This window comes from Nostoc sp. GT001 (assembly GCF_030382115.1).
Classification (GTDB): Bacteria; Cyanobacteriota; Cyanobacteriia; order Cyanobacteriales; family Nostocaceae; genus Nostoc.
On sequence record NZ_JAUDRJ010000003.1, the window covers coordinates 1,197,041 to 1,223,333 of the forward strand.

Consider the following 26,293-nt stretch of genomic DNA (forward strand, 5'->3'; position numbering starts at 1 on the left):
CTCTGCGTTTAAACTTCAATCGCCGCCTCTTTCTCCTCACCTTTTGGCTGTGAACTCAGCCGATCTAAAATCTCTAAAACTTCTTGTTCAAAGGCAACTTGAGCGCGATTAGTTTTGCCACCTACATACAAGCGATCGCCTTTTTGCAATGCCCATATTTGTGAGTGGGAAAAGTAACTCATCACTACACCCAGCATGAGCAAGCCAAACCCTGTGTAAACAATTGGGATGCCTGGATCGGCTTTAATTTGTAAGCCAGTGCTACCAATAACATCCAAAATTTTCAGCTTCACGCCATTAACTTCGGTGAACATCCCCGCGCGGACTGTATCAACAAGTTTGCCAGTGGCATCATAAATTAATACCATCCCTTGCAAGTCTTTCGCCAACAAAGAGACACCCTCACTTAAATCCGGTTTAGTCGGAACCCAGGTTCCCCAAATCCGCCCGTTACCGTTGGTGTTCAATTGTGCCATCGGTAGCTGAAAAATTGGGCTGTTGTTAAATTGGACGCGAACACCTGCAATTCCCCAATCAGTTTGATAGAAAGTTATGCCATGATAGCGCAGAGGTTCGTTGACAAAAATCTTCTTGTGGTCAATTTCCTTTCCCTGATTATTCAAGACAGACATATCTGAATAAAATTGATCGATGCCACCAGATGGAGTGTAATCAATCCAAAAACGATTGACGCGCACAGACCAATCTTTCGGGATTTTTGCGGCTAAAGGGCCAGCATCGACAATATTTGTCACTTGAAATGTATCGCCACTAGCAACCATTTCCTGAGCCAGAAACCCAGTCATTGCCCCCCAAATTCCCCCTAGCAAAATACCGACGATGCCAATATGAACGATAATTGGGCCGATGCGTCCAACTATTCCCTTGCGGGCGTAAAGGAGATTTTCTTTTTCTTGATTTGGAAAAATTTTATAGCGGTGTTTTTGTAATATTTCGCTGAGGGAATTTAGGGAACCAGTATCTAGTTCTGCACTTAAAGCTAGCTTTTGAAATTGTCGTGGTTCTTCGTAATATTTCCAGCGCTGGGCAGCTTTTAAGGCTGGCAACTGACGCGTAAATGAACAAGCAGTTAAGCTAGTGCCAAATAAGATGAGTAATGCTAGGAACCACCAGGTACGATATACATGGTCTAATCCAACTACCTGAATTACTTTCCAAGTTAAGAAACCAAATAAAGCTGGATGTTCTGGGTAGTTGGCTTGGTAAAATGCGGGTGACTGACCTTGCTCAATGACAGTACCTGTAGAGCTAAAGATTGCAATCAATAGCAGTAGTGCGATCGCTAATCGTAAGTTGGTCAGTACAGGCAAAAGCTCTTGACGTAAGAACTGCCCAGGTATCGCCCACCATTTTAATTCTTTGGACGCTGAATCTTCTAAAGTCATTAGGTGTAAAAGCTAACAAAGGTATTGATATTAAAAACTGCCAAGGGGAATCCGAGAAATTAAGGAAAATACACCGAATCCTACCAATAGTGCCCCACTAACTGGGTTAATCCAGCCAGACCAGCGACGCAATTCTAGTAATTTTTTAATGGAAGCTGTAAAAGTACCCGCCAAAATCAATGGTGCTACATAACCGGCTGTATAAGAAAGTAGCAAAACAGCGCCTAAAATTAAGTCTTGTGTACTGGCAATCCAACTTAACAGGCTCGCTAAAACAGGGGTGCTACAAGGGGATGCGACTAAGCCGAAAGTCAGTCCCAGTAAATAGGAACGCAATCCTGTTGGCAAATCTGGCGAAATCCAATTCGTTTCATTCAAGGATGGAAATTGTATAGGCAGTGCTTCTAATAAGTTCAGCCCCATGAGAATAGCGATAATGCTGACGATAATCGGCAAACCAATCCCCACTTGACCGTAGACTTTTCCGACCAAACCTGCTATAATTCCTAGCCCTGCCAATGTAGTTGCTAAACCTAAAGCAAACCAAGTTGATTGGGCAGCTGCTTGTAAGCGACTTTTAGCTTCATAACCACCGATGTAACCAATGGTAATTGGCAGCATCGAAAGCATACAAGGTGTGAGACTAGTGAGCAAGCCAGCGGCAAAGATGATACCAACGCTTACCACGCTAAGGTGTGTTAGTTGGTTAGAAACGACGATGTTGGCAAATTGTTCTAGTTGGTAAATTTGGGTTTGCAGGTTATCAAACATGGGGAGTCTCTGAGCGGGAAATGCTTACTCTGCTTGAATTGTAGCTTAGTTTTGGTTTTTGAGTCAGGATAACCAAATTATCCAAACCCAATATCATCTAAATTTCATCTGCCCAAAGAAATGTATTTAAAATACAATTAAGCTCGGATTATCCCTGAAGAAGCACGGCTGGAGTGTTTGGCATGATGATTGCATTACCCGGATTTCAGATTGTCACTTTGTTAAAAGCAGGGGTAAAAGCAGTCATATACCGTGGAATTAAGGTTAAAGAACAGCGCCCGGTAATTATCAAAGGGCTACGTCCAGAACAGTGTACACCCAATAATATCGAACAACTCAAACATGAGTATGCGATCGCACAAAGGTTAAATAGCGCAGCAGCAGTCAAAGCCTACGCCTTAGAGATGCACCAGGGAATCCCTTATTTAATTATGGAGGATTTTCAGGCGCGATCGCTCGATCAATTGCTAGACCAATTTCAACAGCCTGTGCCGTTTTTGAAGATTGCGATTCACATTACTAGCAAACTTGCACAAATCCACACTCATCACATTGTCCACAAGGATATTAAGCCGCAAAATATTTTAATTAACCTCGAAACTAATCAGGTCAAAATTGCCGATTTTGGAATTGCTGCCTTCATTCCATACCAACAGCAAATAGTTAGCAGTTCCAGTCGCATTGAAGGCAGTCTACCTTATTTATCACCTGAGCAAACTGGGCGGATGAATCGAGGAATTGACCATCGCAGCGATTTGTATTCTCTGGGAATCACCTTTTATGAGATGCTCACAGGTCAGCTACCATTTCAAGGTAAAGACCCCTTAGAGTGGGTGCATTGTCACATTGCCAAATCTCCACTATTCCCAAGCAAGCTCAACTCTGATATTCCCCAAATGCTATGTGAGATTATCATGAAGTTGCTGTCGAAGGTTGCAGAACAGAGATATCAGAGCGCTTTAGGTTTGCAATTTGATTTGGAAAAATGCTTAAAGCAATTGGAGATAACTGGAGAAATTCAATCCTTTGTTTTGGGTGAGCAAGATATCTCAGAACGCTTTCAAATTCCTCAAAAATTGTATGGGCGAGAACCAGAGATTGCCAAGCTTTTACAAGCATTTGAGCGAGTTGTTAATCAAGGTAAACCAGAAATTGTGTTAGTTTCTGGCTATGCTGGCGTTGGTAAATCAACTCTTGTGAAGGAGATTCACAAGCCCATTGTTAGAGAACGTGGGGTTTTTATCTCTGGTAAGTTTGATCAGTATAAACGAGATATTCCTTATTCCACAATTGTTCAAGCTTTTCAAACACTCGCGCGCCAAATTTTAACTGAGCCGAAAGATCAACTTGCTACCTGGAAAAAGCGCATACAAGCAGCATTAGGGAACAATGGTAAGCTAATCACAGATGTAATTACAGAAGTTGAACTAATTGTTGGAGAACAGTCTCATATACCAGAGTTGGGGCCTGCCGAATCTCAAAATCGCTTTAACTTGGTGTTTCAAAACTTTATTAGCGTCTTTGCTCAAAAAGAGCATCCACTCACTGTTTTCTTAGATGATATGCAGTGGGCAGACACCGCTACTTTGAATTTAATTCAAACTATTATTGCTGGCTCTAATATCCAATATCTCTGCTTCATCTTAGCCTATCGAAATAACGAAGTGGATATTGTACATCCCTTCAATTTGATGATAGAGAAGGTTCGTCAGTATGGAGCAAGAACGACTGAAATTTTGCTTACACCGTTGAATCTTGTCTATGTCAATCAGTTAATTGCTGATACCTTACATAGTTCAGCAGAGCAAGTAGAATCCCTTGCGAAATTAGTTAGCCAAAAAACTGATGGTAATCCTTTCTTTGTCAATGAATTTCTCAAAACGCTGCATCAAGAGAATCTACTGAATTTTGACCATCTTCAATCCCTTAGCAATGGTGGAAGTAAGAGGGGGTGGCGATGGGATATAGCTGAGATTGAAGCTCAAGGTATTACAGATAATATTGTCAATCTAATAATTGAGCGGATGCAAAAACTGCCACTTGCAACTCAACAGGTGCTTAAATTAGCCTCCTGCATCGGTAATCGCTTTGATTTAGAAGTTTTGGCACTAGTTGGCGAACAATCTATTGAAGAAACGGCAAATGCACTTGTTGAAGCAATTTTAAGAGGATTAATTATTTCTATCGAGTCAGATGAAAGTGTTGATAAAAACTATCGTTTTTACCATGACCGAGTTCAACAAGCGGCTTATGCCTTAATTGCCGATGAATCCAAATCGGCTGTTCATCTGAAGATTGGGCAGCTTTTGCTGAAGAATGCGAATGCTGAACAAGTGAACGAGCAAATTTTTGATCTAGTCAATCAACTAAATCTCGCCGTGGATCTGATTATTGAACAAACAGAAAAAGATCAATTAGTACGATTAAATTTAATCGCTGGCAAAAAGGCAAAAGCTTCCACAGCTTACACTCCTGCGAAAAGATTTTTTAGCGTTGCCATAAATCTTTTGGCTGAAAATGCCTGGATGGAACAATATGACCAAACATTTACTTTATTTAGGGAACAGGCTGAGTGTGAATTTTTAACAGGGAATTTAGAACAAGCGGAAGAATTATTTGAGTTACTATTGCTGAAAGCAAAATCTCATGTAGAGAAATCAAATATTTATATGCTGCAAATCAGACTCTACCAAGTTGCAGGTAGATATGAAGAGGCACTGATATTAGGATTAAAAGCTTTAAAACTTTTTGGGGTGACATTACCTAATACAAATGAGGAAGTGCAAAGTGCGATCGCGATTGAGAAAAACCAGATATTAATAAATTTAAATGATAGACAAGTCTCTGATTTAATTAATGCTCCAGTTATCCAAGATCAAAATATTAAGACACTGATTAGTCTATTAACCACTTTGGGCCCACCTACCTATCTTGGTAAACCCCATATCTTTCCGTTAGTTGTACTTAAAGCTGTTAACTACTCACTCAAGTTTGGGAATACGGAAGATTCCTGTTTTGCTTACAGCATGTACGCCATGTTGTTAGTTTCCATCTTCCATGATATTCCTACAGGTTATGCATTTTCCGAGATGACAATTCAATTGAATGAAAAGTTGCATGACTTGAAACTTCAAGGAGTTGTTCTACACATTCATGGAAGTCATATCAACGTTTGGTGTAAGCATATTGCTAGTGATATTACCTTTTTAGAGCGCGGATTTATCGGCTGTGTAGAAGCAGGTGATGTGACGATGGCAAACTATAACGGCTATCAAGGCTCGTGGCAAATTATCCAGTTAGGCTATCCACTTACAGATACATATAAATCTCTAGAAAAATACACTGCATTCGCTCGTCAGTCTAAACATGATGCCGTCTATCAGACAATCAGGCTAGAGCAAATGCTACTGATGAATCTGCGGGGATTGACTCACCATAATCTGACTCTGAGTAGTGATTATTTTGATGAATCACAGGCGTTGTCTATTATTACAGATGCAGGTTTTGTCAGTGGGATTATTTTTTATCACATTATCAAGTTAATCATATTTTTTACATATCGACAGTATACAGAGGCGCTGAATTGTGCCTTAGAATTAACAAATTTTCCAGTTACGACACTAGCGTTACCAATTGAAACAGATTATGTTTTGTATTACTCACTAACTCTAACGGCTCTTTATCCAACAGTATCTTTTCAAGAGCAAGAAAAGTTTTTGCAAACCCTAGAATCTCATCAGCAGCAATTGCAATATTGGGCTAATCACTGCCCTGAAAACTTTTTACATAAGTCTCAGTTAGTAGCTGCCGAAATAGCTTGCATCAAAGGTAGAGAATTGGCAGCAATGCGTCTGTATGAACAATCAATTGCTTCAGCCCGTGAGCAGGGATTTGTACAATACGAAGCTTTAGCTAATGAACTAGCTGCTAAGTTTTACTTGGAGCGAGATTTTGAACTAATTGCCAAAACCTACTTGGAAGCAGCTAAAAATGCCTATATGCGTTGGGAGGCATTTGCTAAAGTCAAGCACTTAGAAGAATCCTATCCTCAGCTATTGCTACAACAACAGCTTGTCTCTAACGGAACGTTTATTACCACAGGTGAGCATTTAGACTTTTTGTCAGTAGTTAAAGCCTCTCAAACTATATCTAGTGAAATTGTATTTTCGCGTTTATTGAAGACATTAATGCAAATTGTCATTGAGCAAGCAGGAGCAGAAATTGGTTATTTGTTGCTGGAACACGATCAAAATCTGGTGATTGAAGTAGAAGCTAAAGTTAATCCCCAAGCAGAAAAGCTCAATGTTTCTCGACTTGTATTAGAGGGTGAAATTTCACAGGTAATTCCTCAATCAATGCTGAATTATGTCCAGCGAACTCACGAGATAGTGATTTTGCACAATGCCACTGAGCAAAATTTGTTTTCTAAAGACGAATATGTAATTCAAAAGCAACCTAAATCTGTACTTTGTTTGCCGATTGCCCGTCAGTCAAAATTACTTGGTATTTTATATTTAGAAAACAATCTGATCTCCAGTGCCTTTACAAAAGAAAAACTTTCTGTACTGGAAATATTGACAGTTCAAATTGCCATCTCTCTAGAAAATGCTCGTCTTTATCAAGGTTTAGAAGACAGCCAAGCACAACTCAGCTTGGCATTGAAATCTGCCCAAATTGGTGTTTGGAGTTGGGATATTGCCAGCGATCGCTTTGATTGGGATGAGCAGATTTATCAACTATTTGGGTTAACACCGGAAACCTTTGCTGGCACTTCTGAAGCACTTTTAGCTCGTCTGTATCCAGACGATCGCGGATTGCTGGCTCAATCATTGAGTCGGGCAATTAACGAAGGCGTGGAGCATAATTTAGAATATCGAATTATTCAAGATGACGGCAGTATTCGCTACGCAGCCTGTCGGGGAAAAGCCTTTTTCAATGAAGCGGGTATTGCCACACACATGAGTGGTGTTGTGCTTGATGTCACCGATCGCAAACAATCTGAAGCTGAACGTATTCAACTGATTCAAGAGCAAACCGCCCGGCTCGAAGCAGAAGCCGATCAGCAACGAGCCGGGTTTTTGGCTCAAGTCAGTGCAACCCTCGCCTCTTCCCTGGATTACGAAAGTACATTGGCAAGTGTGGCTAATTTGGTTGTGCCTTACTTTGCCGATTGGTGCGGCGTTGATCTGCTGCAAGACAACCAATCAATTAATCGGGTAGCAGTTGCTCACCGCGATCCAGAGAAAGTGAGACTAGGCTGGGAACTTTATCAACGTTATCCCAGAGATTTAAATGCACAGGAAGGCGTGCCGAAAGTTTTGCGTACTGGACAAGCTGAAATGATAACTGAAATCTCAGATGCATTGCTAGCAAGAGCCATCCCCGATCCAGAACATCTGCATATTATACGTGAACTTGGTTTAAATTCCTGTATAGTTTTACCATTAATGGCACGTGGAAGAATTTTTGGTGCCATTTCCTTTGTAAACGCTGAATCAGAACGTCGTTATGGCACGGCTGACTTGTCATTAGCGGAGGATATTGCCCATCGAGCGGCGATCGCCATTGATAATGCCCGCCTTTACCAAGAAGCGCAACAAGCACAAAAAACCGCAGAAAGAGCATTGGAGCGCATTGCCCGTCTTCAATCCATCACGGCTGCTCTTTCAGAATCCCTAACACCAGCCCAAGTCTCTGATGTGATTGTAGAGCAGAGCATGGCTGCCTTGGGAGCCAGTTCTGCCCTTGTCGCCTTGGTGAATGAAAGTAAAACTAAACTAGAAATTGTGCGGGCGGTTGGCTATAAGCAGGATTTGATAGACGCTTGGCGTACTTTTGCCATCGATTCACCCTCTCCCTTAGCAGAAGCGGTGCGAACTGGGAAACCTATTTGGGCACAACCAACAGAAAATCGAGTAGCTTGTTACCCACATTTAGCAGAAATTTACGCCCAATATGATTTTAATGCCTGGATTTCTATTCCACTGATGGTAGAAGGTTGGGCAGTTGGCGGTATAAGTTTGGGATTTACCCAGCCTCAACAACTCAGTGAAGAAGATCAAGCATTTATTTTGGCTGTTGCTCAACAATGCGCCCAAGCGATCGCTCGTGCCCATCTTTATGAAGCCGAACTAACGGCACGAAACGCTGCTGAATCAGCAAACCGCATCAAAGATGAATTTCTCGCTGTGCTATCTCATGAATTGAGAACACCACTCAACCCGATTCTGGGTTGGACAAAACTAATGCGAACCCGCAAGCTCGATCAAGCAACAAGCGATCGCGCCCTCGAAACCATTGAGCGTAATGCCAAGTTACAAACTCAATTAATTGAAGATTTGCTGGATGTTTCCCGCATCCTTCAGGGTAAACTTAACCTCAACTTCGGCCGGATTAATTTGGTATCAGTAATTGAAGCTGCCATTGAGACAGTGCGTTTATCAGCGGAAGCTAAGTCTATCCAGATTCAGGCAAGTCTTGAATCTGGTGCTGGGGAAGTTTTAGGTGATGCCAATCGACTACAACAAGTCATTTGGAATATCCTTTCTAATGCGATTAAGTTTACTCCCATCGGTGGACAGGTAAAAATTAAATTAGAGCAAGTTGGTTCACAGGCACAAGTCTGCGTCACTGACACAGGGAAAGGAATTGCACCTGAGTTCTTACCTTATGTCTTTGATTATTTCCGTCAAGCAGATGGGGCGACAACTCGAAAATTTGGCGGTTTAGGTTTAGGATTAGCGATCGTCCGCCATCTCGTAGAACTTCACGGGGGGACTGTGCAAGCAGAAAGTCTGGGCGAAGCACAAGGAGCAACTTTCATCGTCAGACTTCCATACTTACAGGATGAAAGCAAAAAAATCAAGGATGCAAAAGATAACTCCTCACTGGTGGCGGATCAGTCCTCGCCCCTGTCTGGCTTAGAGATTCTGGTGGTGGATGATGATGCAGATATGCGAGAATTTTTGCCCTTCATGCTGGAGCAATATGGTGCAACTGTTACCGTTGTCGCCTCAGCCATTGAAGCTTTAACTGCCTTGAGTCAATCCCAGCCAAATCTAATTATCAGCGATATTGGGATGCCAGAAATGGATGGCTATATGCTGATGCGACAGATCAGAAGTCTGGAACCAGAGCAAGGAGGGACAATTCCCGCGATCGCTTTAACTGCTTATGCTGGTGAGATGGATCATCAGCAAGCGATCGCTGTGGGATTTCAACAGCATATTTCTAAGCCTGTAGATCCAGAAGAATTGGTGAAAGCGATCGCGTCATTGGTTCCCGATTTGGCATGATGGTGGAATATAGCAGGTTACAATTTTGGCAGAGTCAATTCCTTCACTCTAACCGATTAAAAGTCAATAAGGTTCAGTTAGGGCTTGATCCTGCTAGAGGAGGTCAGTGATCATGTACAACAAAATAAGGAGGTAATTTGACCCAAGAAAAACAGCCAAACGAGGGTATAAGGCGCTCTCAGGGTAAATTTGACCCCTTCCAAGAAACTAGGCAAGAGTCAGCAGCAGCATCCGAGGAACGCTGTAAAAGAATAGCCAGAAACACAGGTAAACGATTAGTCGAAATAATCGACACAGAAGACGAACCTCTACCAATAATTTGTATTTTTGAGGACTACCCAGATGACTGAGACAGCAACCCAAATACCGTTAACCGCCTTACTTCCTATGCTGACAGCGATTGGCGAACGGGACTACCCACGTTTTAAAGAGCTTGAGATTGATTTTGCCTCTACTCACGGCGTAGAAGTGTGGGAGGATGTTTTTAATTTTCGTCTCAAGCCAGCACTGGACAAAGACTCTGACCGTTGGCTGTTAATTCAAAAATGCAGTAAAGGTTTTACAGTAGTATCAACGATATAGCCAAACACGCAACAGCGACAGCAATTGCTCAGTATCTACGGGTTTAGTAATGTAGTCTGATGCGCCGGCTTCAATACACTTCTCGCGATCGCCTTGCATGGCTTTAGCGGTCAGTGCAATAATCGGCAAAGATTTAAATCGCTCGTTTTGGCGGATCATGCGTGTTGTTTCGTAACCATCCATTTCTGGCATCATTACGTCCATCAAAACGACATCAATATCTGGTGTATTTTCTAACAGACTGATTCCCTCTCTGCCGTTTTCAGCATATAAAACCTGGATTTGATAACGCTCTAGCATACTGGTGAGGGCGAAGATATTCCGCATATCGTCGTCTACAATTAGCGCTGTTTTACCAGTGAGTAAGTAGTCTTGTGAATGGAGTTGTTCAAGTATTTGGCGCTTCGGTTCAGGTAAATTTGCTTGGACTCGGTGTAAAAATAATGCTGTTTCATCGAGGAGACGTTCGGGCGATCGCACATCTTTAATAATGATTGTCTCGGCAATTCGTCTGAGTTCTGTTTCTTGAGCTTTGCTAATTTCTCTACCTGTGTAAACAATAATTGGTAAAGTTTTACCGTTAGGTAAAAGCTTTATCTGCTCAATCAGTTCAAAGCCGGTCATGTCGGGTAGGCCTAAATCGAGGACGAGGCAATCAAAATGCTGGGTGCGAATAGCTTCTAGAGCAGTTGCACCGTCAGCCACAGCAGTGGTTGAAACATCGCTGTTACCAATCAACTCAACAATACTCAGCCGTTGAGCGTCGTCGTCTTCCACTACCAATAAATTTTTCACTTGGCGCTCAACAAAACCTTTGATTTTGGTCAACGCCTCGGATATTGTCTCGCTGGTTAAAGGTTTTTGCAGATATGCGATCGCACCTAGTTGCAAACCGCGTTGTCTGCCTTCCTCAACAGTCATGATATGTACGGGTATGTGACGGGTATTCGGGTCATGTTTCAGACGATCCAATACCGTCCAACCATCCATTTCTGGCAGCCGGATATCTAGTAAAACGGCTGAAGGCTGGAATTGCTGCGCTAGCATCAAACCTGTACTGCCAGTTTGGGCAGTTATCACTTTAAATCCTTGTTGTTGCGCCATATCTAGCAGGATACGGGCAAAATTAACGTCATCTTCGACAATGAGTAAGACGCGATCGCCTCTTTCTATAGTAGTGCGATCGTCATTTATGAGTGCTTGCTGAGTGCTGTTAGCGGTAGCGGGGCGTTCAGCCCATGCTGAGTGAGGAGTGGGGAGTGGGGAGTAGGGAGTGGGGAGTGTCGATCTAGACTCAGCACTCAGCACTCGTGACGGGAGCAACGCCCCGCTATCGCTAATAGCACTCAATTGTGGTAAGTAGAATGTAAAGGTGCTACCTTCACCGGGTTGACTGATGAGTTTAATTTCGCCGCCGAAGAGACGGGCGATTTCGCGGCTAATTGATAAGCCCAATCCGGTACCGCCGTATCTGCGACTGGTAGAGCCATCGGCTTGTTGAAATGCTTCAAAAATCACTTTCTGTTTTTCGGGGGCAATACCAATGCCTGTATCGCTGACTGAGAAGGCAATTACAAGCTGGGCACGATTTAAGGTTTCGTTGTCGTTGCTCCACCCTAGCTTCGCCACCGCAATCCGTAAGCGTACCTCCCCTTGCTCTGTAAATTTAAAAGCGTTGGAGAGAAGATTTTTCAACACCTGTTGTAAGCGTTTGACATCTGAATAGATGGTGTTTGGCAATTCGGGAGTGAATTCAATTGTAAAGGCAAGTCCTTTGCTCTGAGCAATTTGCCGGAAGGTGCGCTCAATTACATCACCCAACTCTGCCAATGGCATTGGGATCATGTCAATGGACATCGTTCCAGATTCAATTTTAGCGAGATCCAGAATGTCATTGATTAACGTCAACAAATCATTACCTACTGAATAAATTGTTTGGCTGTATTCGACTTGCTTGCTGGTGAGGTTGCGATCGATGTTATCTGTCAACAATTTCGCCAAAATTAACAAGCTATTTAGCGGTGTCCGCAGTTCGTGGGACATGTTGGCGAGAAATTCTGACTTATATTTTGAGGAAAGGGCGAGTTGTTCAGCCTTGTCTTCTAAAGACAGTCTTGCTTGTTCAATTTCGCGATTTTTGCGCTCGACTTCTTTTTTCTGCATCGCCAATAACTCTGCCTTTTCTTCTAATTCGGCGTTGGTTTGTTGCAGTTCCTCTTGCTGTCCTTTGAGTAAATCCTCAGAGGTTTTGAGTGATTGGGCTTGTTGTTCTAAGCGCTTGTTGGTTTCGCGGAGTTCGCTTTGTTGGGTTTGGAGTTCTTCAGCTAAAGATTGCGACTGCTTGAGTAATTCTTCAGTTCGCATCGATGCTGCGATCGTGTTGAGAACGATCGCGATACTTTCGGTAAGCTGGTCGAAGAATGTTAGATGAATTTCGCTAAAGCGGCGGAAGGATGCTAATTCAATCACTGCTGTCACCTGTCCTTCAAAAAGTACAGGTAACACCACGGCATTCAGGGGCGTGGCTTCTCCTAAACCAGAGGCAATTTTGACATAATCGTTCGGTACATCCGTCAGCAGAATTCGCTCTTTTTCTAAAGCGCATTGTCCCACCAAACCTTCACCCAAGTGGAAGTGGTTAGCTAGATGTCTGCGTTCGCGGTAAGCGTAGCTACTAATTAGTTTCAAATACGGTGTATTTTCCCCAGACTCCATTAGGAAGAATACGCCGTGTTGCGCTCCTACCAAGGGTGCGAGTTCTGAGAGAATTAGTTTAGATACGGTTTCTAAGTCTCGCTGCCCTTGCAGCATTCGAGTAAACTTGGCTAAATTAGTTTTCAACCAGTCTTGTTCGGTGTTTTTCTGCGTTGTCTCCCGCAGGTTGGCAATCATCTGGTTGATGTTGTCTTTGAGTATCGCCACTTCGCCTAATGCTTCGACGGCGATTGAACGAGTTAAATCACCTTTAGTTACAGCTGTAGCAACTTCTGCGATCGCTCGCAACTGGGTGGTCAATGTAGCAGCAAGTTCATTCACATTATCTGTCAAATCTTTCCAAGTCCCAGCCGCGCCAGGGACTCTCGCTTGTCCGCCTAACTTCCCTTCAATTCCCACTTCCCTTGCTACTGTGGTTACTTGATTGGCAAATGTCGCTAGGGTATCAATCATCTCGTTGATTGTCTCTGCCAAGGTTTCAATTTCTCCTTTGGCATCTAACATTAGTTTTCGTTTCAAGTCACCGTTAGCAACCGCCGTTACAACTCTGGCAATACCGCGTACTTGTGCCGTTAAGTTACCCGCCATCGAGTTAACGTTATCTGTTAAATCTTTCCAAGTCCCCGCCACACCTTGGACTTGCGCTTGTCCGCCCAACTTCCCTTCAGTTCCCACTTCCCGCGCCACCCGCGTTACTTCCGATGCAAAAGAACTGAGTTGATCTACCATCGTGTTGGTAGTGTTCTTCAAATCCAAAATTTCGCCTTTGGCATCGACGGTAATTTTCTTAGATAAGTCGCCATTCGCTACCGCCTTGGTAACTTCCGCGATGTTGCGAACTTGTCCGGTGAGGTTCCCTGCCATCGAGTTAACGTTGTCAGTTAAATCTTTCCAAGTTCCAGCAACTCCTCTGACGTAAGCTTGCACGCCTAATTTACCCTCCGTTCCCACTTCACGGGCAACCCTGGTAACTTCCGATGCAAAAGAATTTAGTTGATCCACCATTGTATTAATGGTGTTTTTAAGTTCTTGAATTTCACCTTTCACATCAACGGTGATTTTCTTGGATAAGTCGCCGTTTGCTACTGCCGTGGTAACTTCGGCAATGTTCCGCACTTGTGCCGTCAAACTTCCTGCCATGAAGTTTACGCTGTCGGTTAAATCCTTCCAAGTGCCGGCTACACCTTTAACTTCTGCTTGTACGCCCAGCTTACCTTCAGTTCCTACCTCACGCGCAACTCTTGTGACTTCACTTGCAAAGGAATTGAGTTGATCCACCATTGTATTAACAGTGTTTTTCAACTCTAAAATTTCACCTTTGACATCAACGGAGATTTTTTTCGATAAGTCGCCATTAGCTACGGCGGTAGTGACGGCGGCAATGTTTCGCACCTGTGCCGTTAAACTTCCCGCCATGAAGTTCACGCTGTCAGTTAAATCTTTCCAAGTTCCAGCTACGCCGCGCACATCTGCTTGTACGCCGAGTTTACCTTCGCTTCCCACTTCCCGCGCCACCCGCGTCACTTCCGATGCAAAGGAGTTGAGTTGATCCACCATTATATTGATGGTATTCTTGAGTTCGAGAATTTCGCCTTTGACAGCAACAGTAATTTTCTTAGATAAGTCACCATTTGCGATCGCAGTTGTCACTTCGGCAATGTTCCGCACCTGTGCCGTCAAGCTTCCCGCCATGAAGTTTACGCTATCGGTTAAATCTTTCCAAGTCCCGGCAACGTCTTTTACTTCCGCTTGTACGCCCAATTTCCCTTCAGTTCCCACTTCACGGGCAACTCGCGTCACTTCACTTGCAAAGGAACTGAGTTGATCCACCATTGTATTAATGGTATTTTTCAACTCCAGAATTTCACCTTTCACATCCACAGTGATTTTCTTGGATAAGTCGCCTGTTGCAACCGCCGTAGTCACTTCCGCGATATTTCGCACCTGTGCTGTCAAGCTTCCCGCCATGAAGTTCACGCTATCAGTTAAATCCTTCCAAGTCCCAGCTACGCCGCGCACTTCTGCTTGCACGCCCAACTTCCCTTCACTTCCCACCTCACGGGCAACCCTTGTTACTTCTGAGGCAAAGGAATTCAGTTGATCCACCATTGTATTAATGGTATTTTTCAACTCCAGAATTTCACCTTTGACATCCACAGTGATTTTCTTGGATAAATCGCCTGTTGCAACCGCCGTAGTCACTTCGGCAATATTCCGCACCTGCGCCGTTAAGCTTCCCGCCATGAAATTCACGCTGTCAGTCAAATCTTTCCAAGTACCAGCGACACCGCGCACATCAGCTTGCACGCCCAGTTTTCCTTCACTTCCCACCTCACGCGCAACTCGTGTTACTTCACTCGCAAAGGAACTAAGTTGATCCACCATGATATTGATGGTATTCTTGAGTTCAAAAATTTCACCTCTAACATCGACGGTGATTTTTTTAGATAGATCGCCATTTGCGATCGCAGTCGCAACTTCGGCAATATTTCGCACCTGTCCGGTGAGATTACCCGCCATTAAGTTAACGTTATCAGTTAAATCTTTCCAAGTCCCCGCAACTCCCCGCACTTCTGCTTGTACGCCCAACTTCCCTTCAGTTCCCACTTCCCGCGCAACTCTTGTTACTTCTGATGCAAAGGAATTCAGTTGATCCACCATTGTGTTGATGGTATTTTTCAACTCCAGAATTTCGCCTTTAACATCGACAGTAATTTTCTTAGATAAATCGCCATTTGCCACAGCCGTTGTCACTTCCGCAATATTCCGCACCTGTGCCGTCAAGCTTCCCGCCATGAAATTCACACTATCGGTAAGGTCTTTCCAAGTACCCGCTACCCCTCGAACTTCTGCTTGACCGCCTAATTTTCCTTCTGCACCCACCTCACGGGCAACCCTTGTTACTTCCGATGCAAAGGAATTCAGTTGATCCACCATGATGTTAACGGTGTTTTTCAACTCTAAAATTTCGCCTTTGACATCAACAGTGATTTTCTTAGATAAGTCGCCATTCGCTACCGCCGTTGTCACTTCCGCAATGTTACGGACTTGGGCTGTCAAATTCCCTGCCATCAAGTTAACGTTGTCGGTTAAATCTTTCCAAGTCCCTGCTACACCCTTAACTTCGGCTTGCACGCCCAACTTACCTTCAGTTCCCACCTCACGCGCCACCCGCGTTACTTCCGATGCAAAGGAATTCAGTTGATCCACCATCGTGTTGACGGTATTTTTCAACTCCAGAATTTCGCCTTTCACATCCACAGTGATTTTTTTGGATAAGTCACCATTTGCGATCGCAGTTGCAACTTCAGCAATGTTGCGAACTTGTCCGGTGAGATTTCCCGCCATCAAGTTAACGTTATCAGTCAAATCTTTCCAAGTGCCAGCTACACCTTGGACTTCGGCTTGGACACCCAACTTACCCTCAGTTCCCACCTCACGCGCAACCCTGGTAACTTCCGATGCAAAGGAACCAAGCCGTTCTACCATCGTGTTGACAATATTAGCAGTTTGGAGAAACTCACCTTGGAGGGGTCTGCCGTCGATTTCTGTGGCGATCGTTTGGGATAAGTCACCATTGGCAACTGACCGAATTACACGAGTAGTTTCAGCTGTTGGTTGAACTAAATCTGTTATCAGAGTATTGACAGAAGTCACACAATCTGACCAAGATCCGCGAACATCTCCAAGAGAGGCGCGATCGGCAATTTTGCCTTCTTTGCCGACAACATTACCAATCCGTTGTAGTTCGGCCGCCATCCGCTCATTCTGGTCAATAATATCATTGAGCGTGTCAGCGATTTTCCCTGCTACACCAGTATGGTCTATGGGCATCCGAGCAGAAAAGTCACCCTGTTTAACAGCATTCAGCGTTCTTAGTAGCTGATTTAAATCTAGATTGTCGCTGTCTCTAGTTAACTGTTCGGTTGCCATAGCCTGATCTCTAAAAAATTTAGTAGGTTTTTGTGTTTAAAGAAGACTTTCTCAAAGCAGAAAGTTGATTTTAACTCTCATTAGTGTTTTTAAGTTTTCTGGTACTCACCATAGCAACAAATCTTTGGTAATTTGATTAGCTTGAAGTACGTAGTTATTTAAATGTCGAATCTCCCTGGTAGTTACTGATACTGAGGTTTGCACCAGTAAGACGTACTCATTCTAATGATAACGGGGGAAATTAAAATTTCTCAACGGACAAGGCAAGAGGGCTTGGTTAGGAAATACCTCAATCTACACGTAGTGATGCGTCCCAAACTATCAAAGGCATAAAATTACTGGGTGAAGTGATCGCGATTCGCGATTAAATAAAGATTTAATATTATAAGGGATGCGTTATTGTCCGCCGACTTGACTCATTACAATCTTAATTAAAATATTCTCTAAGTCGCTATTCAATAATTTCGTCATATTGATTAGCGTCGTCTTCGGGTAATTCTTTAATTTCCAACAATACATCCGCCAAAGTTTTTTCATCTAGCCATTGATGACGTTCTTTGGTGTAGTCTCCTTTACCCAGACTGAAATATTGAATAAACCGAATAGTATCAGCAACTCCTAGAGAATTGATTAAGGCATCGTAGCCCTGTTTAATAATTTCATTTTGGGTTTTCATCATTACTTTCCTCGGCTTGTATTACTTCAGCCAGCCATTGAACGGTATTATTAATCAATACGTTAATTAATTGAAAGTTTTTTTGAGCTTTTTTGAAGAGTCTGTCATCTGTTGTGAGAAATACATCAGCCTGACTTCTTTCCGCACTGGCAATGTGAGTGGCATCATAGCTGGAGAATCCTAATTTTTGAAGTTCAGCGGCTCTATGTTCAATGAAGGTGCTATTAATAACTTTAATTTTAGCAATGTCGAGTAATTTTTTGACTTAGAAGTTAAAAGGGTTTGGCGTAGCCTCCCAAAGAAATGGTATAACTGTTCATATACAGCAGTAAAAGAATTTTCCATACCTAACCCCAAAGACCTTACTTCAAGTCTATAACTATATTAGCTTTTGCATTCCAGCCACAACAATTTCTGCCAGGTTATCTGATAAAGTTAGAAGCGGCTTTTGGAGTCCCCATTCCTTAACTTTAGTTGCGGAAAGAGCGCCATGAGCCGTTGCATTCCGCAGTGCTTTCGCGAGTCTTACAGCTTCAACCCAATTAGAAACAGGTTGAGATTTCACTATCCAATTTTCGATGATTTCTTGATCTCCATTTCCAAGGCTGAGAAAATCTGCAAGTGCGCTCTTTCCTTGAATTGATGGATTTCTATTAAGCCACTTCTCAAGATTGACTTTTTTTGAATCGGGTGAATTTAATGGATTATAATTGTTTGCTAAATCACATTTAACCGTGAAATCTTTAATATTTTTTGTATCCAGACCTCCATTACTTTTTTTCAATAGCAATGTTTTTGTAATTGTTTCAAATCCACCCCAGGTCATCACAAGTCGCCACTGAATACCACGTGCTTTATGTGTATCATTGGGTTTGTCAACTGAGCTATGACCAACAGATGGCTCGTGCCATTCTAAGCCAGATTTAATCAGATAAAATCCTTTTGATAAGCCTTGGATAACATCATAGATATGGTCTGAGTTGTCTGAATGAGCCTGGTTGAAGTGTGAAAGCCTCTGGTGTATGTGCTTGCACTTGGCTGGATCGTTTATACAAGATTCATAGGAACCAAGAAATTGCCATAGTTCGCGCGAGACATCTTCAAGACGTGTAGATATATTCAGAGAATTTTGGATAATCATAATTATGAATAATATTTGTTTGGTGTCATATCATGTCCACTTGATTGCTTATTAAACCCGAAGAACCCCACCCCCGCCAAAGCTACGCTTTGTCTCCCCTCCCGAAGAGCGGGGAGGGGATTAAGGGGAGCCAGTGCGGTCTTCTCCCAAGGGGAGACGCCAAGGGCGATGGGGTCTCCCCAAGTGGAGCATCTGGCGTGTGGGGTGCAATGACTGTGGGTAGCATAACTAATTATGCGGACATGATATCATTACAAAAATATAGACAGAAACAGCCTATCTTTAGGGAAGTATTCTGCATATAAATTGGTTTAATTATTCTATTTAGATAATTTAAATATTAATTCAGTATTTATACTGGATTAAACCACAACCCCTTCCAACTCTTCATCTGTCAACTCATACAATTGGCGCAACTTATTTAACTTATCACCATCAGCTTCCCAGAAACCCCGCCCATGCGCTTCCAACATTCGGCCTAAAATATTGCGAAAAGCTTCAGGGTTTGCCTTGCGTAATTTATCCGCCATCTCTGCATCTAAGGCATAAGTATCAGCCGCTTGGTCATAAACCCAATCATCGGTAAAATCGGCAGTACCACCCCAGCCAATCAACGCCGTCATCCGTTGGGAAATTTCAAACGCACCACCAGAACCTTGATTCGCCATTGCTTGCGCCCATTTGGGATTTACCAACTTGGTGCGATACTCCATTCTAAGCAAATCATCTAACTTGCGGGGTGTAGTATCTTTCGAGAAACTTTCTACAAAGCTGGTTGTAACCTTCTTACCGCCTTGTTTTTCTGCCGCCTTTTTCAAACCGCCAGTATTGGCGTAATATTCTTGAATATCCGTTAAACCATATTCTACCGAATCGATTTCTTGGACAATGCGATCGCTAGTTTTTAACAACGTATTCAAAACTTCTGGTCTAGCTTGACCTTTATCTTCTCTCCCATAGCTAAACACGTTGCGACTTTGCCAAGTATTGCCTAACTCTTCACCAGATTCCCAGTTACCATCAACCACTCTATCATTCACCAAAGAACCAAAATCACCCGCCGGGTTAGAAAACAATCTCGCCGAGGCATTTTCCACACCTTGGGCTTTTAAAGCCAAAGCGTGTTTCCTAATAAAATTCCGATCTTCCGGTTCATCAGCATCAGCCGCCCGTTGAAATAAATCATCCAACAATTCGATGATATTTACAAAACTATCCCGGAAAATCCCAGATAAATTACCCAACACATCAACGCGGGGATGTCCAACCTCAGCCAACGGCTTCAACTCATAACGAACAACCCTACCAGTTCCTTCCTTAACAGGTTCAGCCCCCACCAATTCCAACAGAATCCCCAAAGATTCGCCCTTAGTTTTAATTGCATCCAATCCCCAAAGCATCACCGCCACCGTTTCAGGATATTTACCATATTCATCCAAATGCTGGGCGATAATTTTTTGAGCAATTTCCCGTCCCCGTTCATACGCCGCAGGTGAAGGCATCCGATAAGGATCTAAAGCATGAATATTCCTCCCAGTCGGTAGCACACCAACGCCATCCCGCAACAAATCTCCACCAGGCGCAGGCGGAATATATTCCCCATTCAACCCCCTTAACAAATTCGTTAACTCATCCGTAGATTGCATCAACAAGTCTTTGATTAGTTTTTCTTCTTCTCTTTCTCCTTCATCCTCCCCAAAATATGCCTCCAAATAAGAAGCCAATTCCTCTTCATTTGGTGCTTCCCCCAAAGTATGCAACCCCGAAGAAAACAACCGATTTTCTAAAACCTGTAAATATCCATACAACTCCACCAAATAATCATCAAAAGCATGACTGCTAAACATCCGCACATTTTCGGGAGTAAACGCAATACCCAACCGTTTAGCATCCTCAAACGGACAATCTGCATCCAAACCAGAGTCCACAATTTTTTTACAAATCCCTTCCTTCAAAACATAATTCTTTTGTGGATCTTTACGATACTCCGAAATCAAATCACGCAACGCCACCAATTCCTTATATAAACCTGCACGACCATAAGGCGGTACATTATGAGAAATCAACACACCATAACCGCGACGTTTTGCCAACATCGATTCAGACGGATTATTCGCAGCATATATATATAGATTAGGCAAATTTCCTAACAGGATATCCGACCAAGAATAACCCGTATTACCCAACGGAGAACCAGGCAACCATTCCACCGTCCCATGCATTCCAAAATGAACTACAGCATCAGCTTGAAACTCATTTTGCAACCATTTATAGTAAGCAGCATATTGCGGATGTGGTGTTAAATCTCGTTCAAACATTAAGCGCATCGGGTCGCCTTGTATACCCAAAGGTGGTTGTACACCTATCCAGACATTGCCTAATTGCACGCCACCAATCTGAAAATCATCGCCATAGGTTTTAATACCAGTTCCCGTCAGAGATTTCCATTGTTTTTCGATGCGGGAAGTTTGCAAATATCCCAGCCATTTTTCTAGAGTGCGAACATTAACGCTTCTTGTGGGGTGGGCATCTTTCTCTAGGGGCGGGCAAGATGCCCACCCCACAAGAGGATTAGATTCATCCGCCTCTTTTAAAGAGCGAATCAATTCTTCGCCATCATCTGGTAAATCTCCCACGGTGTAACCTTGTTCTTTAAGTGCGTGGAGAAACTTCAGCAAACTACGCGGCACATTTAATAATGCAGCTGTGCCTACAGCACCATAACCTGGAGGAAACCCATATAAAATGATGGCAATTTTGCGTTCAGATGCAGTTTTTTGCCGCAAACTCACCCAAGTTTTTACCCTACCAATTAATCGCTGCACCCGTTCGGGAACTAGATAAATATTTTCGCCTACCAAACCACCAAGGGGAACGGTATCAATAGCCCCATCCAATTCTGGTAAGGCGTACAATACTACACTTTGCAATCCGCCGATACCTTGACGCGTCCACGAGGAAATATCTTGAATTAATAATGGTGCGGCAACAATATAAGGTACATTTTTGGCAGTGAGGATGCGTTTTGCTACTTCTATTTGACGGCCAGCTTCCATTGAACCAGCAGGGCCACCCACCAGAGGAAAGCCAATTGTAGAGACGATCGCATCTACTTTAACTGCTTCACTAGATAGTGAGGGAGTTTCTATATTACCTAGTTGTCGTTGCTGAATTTCATGGTCGGTTGTCATTAAATCTCGTACCGCTACGTGTCCTTCTACGCCGTTGATGAAGATGGGCAAAGGAGTTAAGTCAAGCTTTTTCAAAACTGCGAATTAGTTGGGGAATGTAGGGTTGTTTGGTGATGACGTGTTTTCTGTAAAGTAAAATACCCACAATAGGTTTTGTGGGGTGGGCATCTTGCGCGCCCTTTGACAATGGCAGGCGAGACGACTGCCCCACAAGATACCATTCTAAGTATGCTTTTGGCGATTCAAAAAACCCTTGATAGTCGGGGTGGAGTAATCCGATGTTGGGGGTTTCAATTAGCGGGGGAATGTCGCCGACTTTTAAATTTAAGTATTTTTCTGCTAGTGTCCAGAATAATGAAGCGACGTTTTCTGAACCGCCAGCATTCCAGTAACCATAGATAATTAACCAGTTGCGTAAGTCTTGGACTTTTTGCACTGGGACGTATTTTAGTAGTTTGGGGCCAATTTTTAAGAAGCTGATGTAACCAGCGAGTTTATCTTCTTCTCGTCCGTTGCTAAATTTGTCGAGGATGAATTTAACTGGTTTGGGCATTCCTTTGGGTTTGTCGCCAATGGCAAAATCACCCAATTTGGTTAAACTCATCAATTCCAAGGCTGATTCAAAGACTAGACGGATGGGAATTTGGGAAATGCGATCGCGCAACCACACAACTTGGTCATAATCAAATAGTAGGCTACCAAAAAACACATCAGCGTTATCAAGTGCTGCTTCTACCTCGGTGCGAATGCTGGTAAGATCGCGATCACTAAATACCCGAATATCCAACTCAGGACAGCGAGAGTTAGCCAAAAAGGCTGCTTTTCTGTACAAGTCAGCGTTGAATGATTCAAACCCAGCAATCAAGACGATGCGTTTCATGCCTGTAAGCTACGAAATATTTCTTTACTTAAATTTTAAACGTGCTTTCAGGCTGATTGTTAAATATCTACCCACAGATTCCGGTCAGTAGTTCCTTGAAGGAGTTAGAACTTCACTATCACCACTGCCTTTAAGCGTGGTTCTTTCTGCCTTCTCCCTCGTGCCTCTGAAGACTTTATAAGCCCACAGTCGCATCAAGAGGTGTGTTCTGTTTAGAGATTTGGGCATCTAACTAAGTATATTTCTCATGGCTTTCCACTTTTACAAAGCGTTATTATCTGAATCATGAAGGCAATTGCTGCATTTCAATTTATTGCAAAAATTAACTGGTTATTCCCGATATTGATAAATTATAATGGTTGTGTTTTTGGTTACAATATACCTTTGAATTAGTGGATTTTATCACATATAATTTACTGTTCAGTTTCGCACAAAAATTTATTTGGTCTAACAGCGTGGTCATGCTTAAAAGAAGACGGATATTGCTAACCAGTAATTCAAAAAAATTATTATCCAAGCTTTGTCTCTATAATTAGAAGAGTTTTGAACTAGTGTAAAAACGAGTAAATTGAGGATGAAATCATGAAATTTGGAATTGATAGCGGGCACAATTGTCCACCAGATACAGGAGCTAGAGGTATTAAATTCGAGGATAATTTAACTATAGATGTAGGTAATAGAGTTATAGCCAAATTAAGAGCTTTAGGAAATGAAGTCGTAGTATGTAGACCAAGTAGTGCTAATACAGTCCGTGACTCACTCTCAAAAAGATGCTCTACAGCTAATGCCAGTAAAGTAGATATTTTTGTCTCGATTCATTTTAATGCTTTTAACAAGCAAGCTAATGGCACAGAAGTATTTGCAACTAGCGAAAATGGGAGAAAAATCGCTAAACCTGTATTAGATGAAATCGTCAAGTTAGGATTTTTTAATCGCGGCGTTAAGAGTGGTTCCCACTTGTTTGTTCTGAAAAATACAGATATGCCTGCTATCTTGATAGAATGTTGCTTCCTCGATTCGCAAAAAGATATGAATCTTTTTAATCCTGAAGCAATGGCTAATGCAATTGTCAAAGGTTTAACTGGTAAACTGCCAAGTGCCCCTATTAACCCTGTACCAGATGAAGAGGAGAATATAGATGCGACTATTCTCAGACTGCAAAAATCCTTAAATAGACTAAAAATAACCGATAGAAATAGTAAGGCTTTAGTGGAAGATGGCTTCACGGGGGCTAACACCAAATCTGCCGTAGAAAAATTTCAGACTATTGTCGGAGTTAAGCCGACTGGAATTGCTGACGCAACTACATGGAATGCCATAAATCTAATTTTGGCAAAACGAATTATCAGACCAAACCATGCTGGTGGTGCAGTTGTCAGATACTTACAATACCGTTTAGGTGTTGAGAATGATGGCGTCTACGGGCCGCAAACAGAGGTTGTAGTTAAAAACTTTCAAAAGCAAAATGGTTTAGATGCCGATGGCATTATCGGGCCTGCTAGCTGGCAGAAATTAATTGGTTAGGCTGATGAGGACTAGAGACTAAAGACTGGGGTAGTAGTGCTGAGTAAAGAAGTTGGGAATCTGACTTTTTTACTCAGAACTGAAAATGGGCTAAACGCACCACTACCGCTAACAGAACTGTTTTGCCTAATTAATAAGTGAAGGGGTTAATTTTAGCAACTTACAACCATATTTTGTTCATAACATCTTTGGCAAATGCACAAACTGCCAAAGCATTTAAGATAACATTGATATCGCTTCAAGCCATTGAGCTAAAATAATTAAAAGAAATAAGCAGGGCGTAGGAAATCACCTATTCTGCTGACAAGAATCTGTTCAACTTAACCAGATTTGCATTTGATGAGTATCAATCGCATTTGGTAACAAGTAATTTCCTATCGCTCTGGTGCTTTTTTGGCGGTGAAGTTTCGCCAAAGTATAAAAGTAAAGGGCTTTTCAAGCCTATAACAATCATTACTGATTTTTTGTATAAATCAACACATTTTAACTAGGCTTAAAATTTATTTTCTATATCATATTAATAACTATAAATTTGCCTAATCTAATGTATAAAAGAAAGTGCCAAATTAACCTTCGGCACTTTCAGCGCGCACGGTAATTACAATTCCTTCCCGCAGCAGTGCATTCGTAAAAAGCTTCCGAAGAACGCGCTGAATCTGAAGATGCTTTCCTGGCTTTACTTTCGTCAATGTCCGCAGCAACAAGTTAGACTCTCCCAGGCTTTCAACTCCATCCACTTGTGTGGCTTCGAGTACATCTGGGTAGTCTGCTTTTAACTGCTGTCCCGATTCCTCTATGACTTTGTACACATGGGCTAAGTTGGAATCATAAGGCACACCAACTTCTACTACTGCAAAAATATACTGTTTGGAGTAATTAGTAATTGAGCCAATATCGCCATTGCGAATAATCTGCAATTGACCATTAGGATGTCTAATACGAGTGGTTCTGAGTTCAATGGCCTCGACAATACCTTCGACAACTTTCTCTTCAACTTTCCCAGCTTCAATATAGTCACCTACTAAGTAGTAATTTTCAAACAAAATAAAGAAGCCGCAGACAATATCATTAATTAGTGTTTGTGCCCCTAAACCTACAGCGATGCCGACAATACCAGCACCCGCAAGTATAGGAGTTGGATCGATACTCAGGGCATAGAGAATGAAAACTGTAGCACCAAAGTAAATTAAGTATTGTAAGAAACTACGAAACAGAGGAACGAGGGTCAGGCGTCTACTTGTTTGAATATCAGTTAGATTCTGCTCTTTGAACAGCACCTCTTCAATCAGTAAGTAAACGACCTCAAACAACACGCGACTAATGAAGATGATACCGATTATCTTGATCATTCGCGGGCCAAAAGTTGCGATATTAGCTATTAACTGCACCTGCTGAATTACCAATGTTGCCATGCAGACATAAATCACAAGTTCCAAGCAGCGCTTGAAAAAAGGTATCAGGTGTCGGAGGCGATCGTAAAATCTGAGCAGGTTATCGGGATTGGAGTATCTGATGCTGAGAGCATCTAGGCTATCAACGATCGCAGCAACTGCTTTGAGTATAAGCAAGCCAACGGCAATTATTAGATAGATTCGCAACGCAATGTACAAATATTCCGAAACCGTTGCTGGCAATTTGAGAAACTGGGCACACAAGATGGTAGTCCACAGCCAAATTCCACTGCTGATTCTGTCATGGAAGGCGTTAAAGAAAGCATCAATACTTTCATCGTCAGCAGTATTTTTTTCTAAGTTCTTCGTACGAGTGCTGGCTACCTTCAGCCAATATTTGAGAAATTTCAGAGCGATCGCCGCTAAAATCAAAGTGCCAATACTCTGAGCTATGCCAATTCCTAGTGTCACCCAAAATCCTGATGGGATACGCTCAATCAACAAGAGTGTGTATTGCTGAAGGTTTTCGCCCCGATAAACTAGATAACCATTAGCACCCACAATCAGAATGCACGACACCACACAAGCAAGTAACAATAACCCTGTGATATTTCGGCGGAGGGTTTTGATACTTCTATTGTCGCTTTTAGGTATAAAGGTTTTAGTAAATAGCTTGAATAATTTGCTGAAAACCCAGTTCAGCAATAGAAAAATAAAGATTATCAGGCTGACTTCAGCCAAAATAATTAATACATTCATATATAAGCATAAAACTGAATTAATTTAAC

General features: G+C 42.5%; 13 protein-coding genes. 4 read left to right on the plus strand and 9 right to left on the minus strand.

Features of this window, described 5'->3' with window-relative positions; translation table 11 throughout:
* Nucleotides 1-8: 8 nt before the first annotated feature.
* Nucleotides 9-1,406 (minus strand): cytochrome c biogenesis protein, encoded by a 1,398-nt coding sequence (locus QUD05_RS07970; protein WP_289795597.1) that lies wholly within the window; start codon nt 1,404-1,406, stop codon nt 9-11.
* 30 nt (nt 1,407-1,436) lie between these two features.
* Nucleotides 1,437-2,177, minus strand: a complete 741-nt coding sequence (locus QUD05_RS07975) for a cytochrome c biogenesis protein CcdA (RefSeq protein WP_289795598.1) — start codon at nt 2,175-2,177, stop codon at nt 1,437-1,439.
* 182 nt (nt 2,178-2,359) lie between these two features.
* On the opposite strand from QUD05_RS07975, the gene QUD05_RS07980 reads away from it, so the two are divergent.
* The 3 genes from QUD05_RS07980 (at nt 2,360) to QUD05_RS07990 (ending at nt 10,054) form a co-directional block, all read left to right on the plus strand.
* Nucleotides 2,360-9,472 (plus strand): AAA family ATPase, encoded by a 7,113-nt coding sequence (locus tag QUD05_RS07980; protein WP_289795599.1) that lies wholly within the window; start codon nt 2,360-2,362, stop codon nt 9,470-9,472.
* 137 nt (nt 9,473-9,609) lie between these two features.
* A complete protein-coding gene (locus tag QUD05_RS07985; RefSeq protein WP_289795600.1) occupies nt 9,610-9,822 on the plus strand; it encodes a hypothetical protein in 213 nt (70 codons plus the stop codon).
* Entirely contained in the window at nt 9,815-10,054 is a 240-nt protein-coding gene (locus QUD05_RS07990; protein ID WP_099101018.1) for a hypothetical protein, read from the plus strand. The genes QUD05_RS07985 and QUD05_RS07990 overlap by 8 nt, the downstream gene beginning before the upstream one ends.
* Here the strand turns inward: QUD05_RS07990 and QUD05_RS07995 are convergent.
* The 6 genes from QUD05_RS07995 to QUD05_RS34320 all read right to left on the minus strand — a co-directional run bounded on the left by QUD05_RS07995 (nt 10,043) and on the right by QUD05_RS34320 (nt 22,590).
* On the minus strand, nt 10,043-16,702 hold the full coding sequence (locus tag QUD05_RS07995; RefSeq protein WP_289795601.1) for a hybrid sensor histidine kinase/response regulator: 6,660 nt from the start codon (nt 16,700-16,702) through the stop codon (nt 10,043-10,045). The two genes, QUD05_RS07990 and QUD05_RS07995, sit on opposite strands and share 12 nt — an antisense overlap.
* Nucleotides 16,703-17,153: 451 nt before the next feature.
* Nucleotides 17,154-17,378 (minus strand): hypothetical protein, encoded by a 225-nt coding sequence (locus QUD05_RS08000; RefSeq protein ID WP_289799914.1) that lies wholly within the window; start codon nt 17,376-17,378, stop codon nt 17,154-17,156.
* Nucleotides 17,362-17,625 (minus strand): PIN domain-containing protein, encoded by a 264-nt coding sequence (locus tag QUD05_RS08005; protein ID WP_289799915.1) that lies wholly within the window; start codon nt 17,623-17,625, stop codon nt 17,362-17,364. Before QUD05_RS08005 ends, QUD05_RS08000 begins: the two co-directional genes overlap by 17 nt.
* A gap of 132 nt (nt 17,626-17,757) precedes the next feature.
* Entirely contained in the window at nt 17,758-18,519 is a 762-nt protein-coding gene (locus QUD05_RS08010) for a hypothetical protein (RefSeq protein ID WP_289795602.1), read from the minus strand.
* A 362-nt stretch (nt 18,520-18,881) separates the two neighbouring features.
* Entirely contained in the window at nt 18,882-21,785 is a 2,904-nt protein-coding gene (locus QUD05_RS08015) for a cobaltochelatase subunit CobN (RefSeq protein WP_502911385.1), read from the minus strand.
* Nucleotides 21,772-22,590 (minus strand): DUF3479 domain-containing protein, encoded by an 819-nt coding sequence (locus QUD05_RS34320; RefSeq protein ID WP_502911386.1) that lies wholly within the window; start codon nt 22,588-22,590, stop codon nt 21,772-21,774. Before QUD05_RS34320 ends, QUD05_RS08015 begins: the two co-directional genes overlap by 14 nt.
* Nucleotides 22,591-23,172: 582 nt before the next feature.
* On the opposite strand from QUD05_RS34320, the gene QUD05_RS08020 reads away from it, so the two are divergent.
* The gene (locus QUD05_RS08020) at nt 23,173-24,114 is read left to right on the plus strand and encodes an N-acetylmuramoyl-L-alanine amidase (protein ID WP_289795603.1); all 942 of its coding nucleotides are present in this window, start codon (nt 23,173-23,175) and stop codon (nt 24,112-24,114) included.
* Nucleotides 24,115-24,680: 566 nt separating this feature from the next.
* On the opposite strand, the gene QUD05_RS08025 is transcribed toward QUD05_RS08020, so the two are convergent.
* On the minus strand, nt 24,681-26,264 hold the full coding sequence (locus QUD05_RS08025; protein WP_289795604.1) for a mechanosensitive ion channel family protein: 1,584 nt from the start codon (nt 26,262-26,264) through the stop codon (nt 24,681-24,683).
* Nucleotides 26,265-26,293 lie beyond the last annotated feature (29 nt).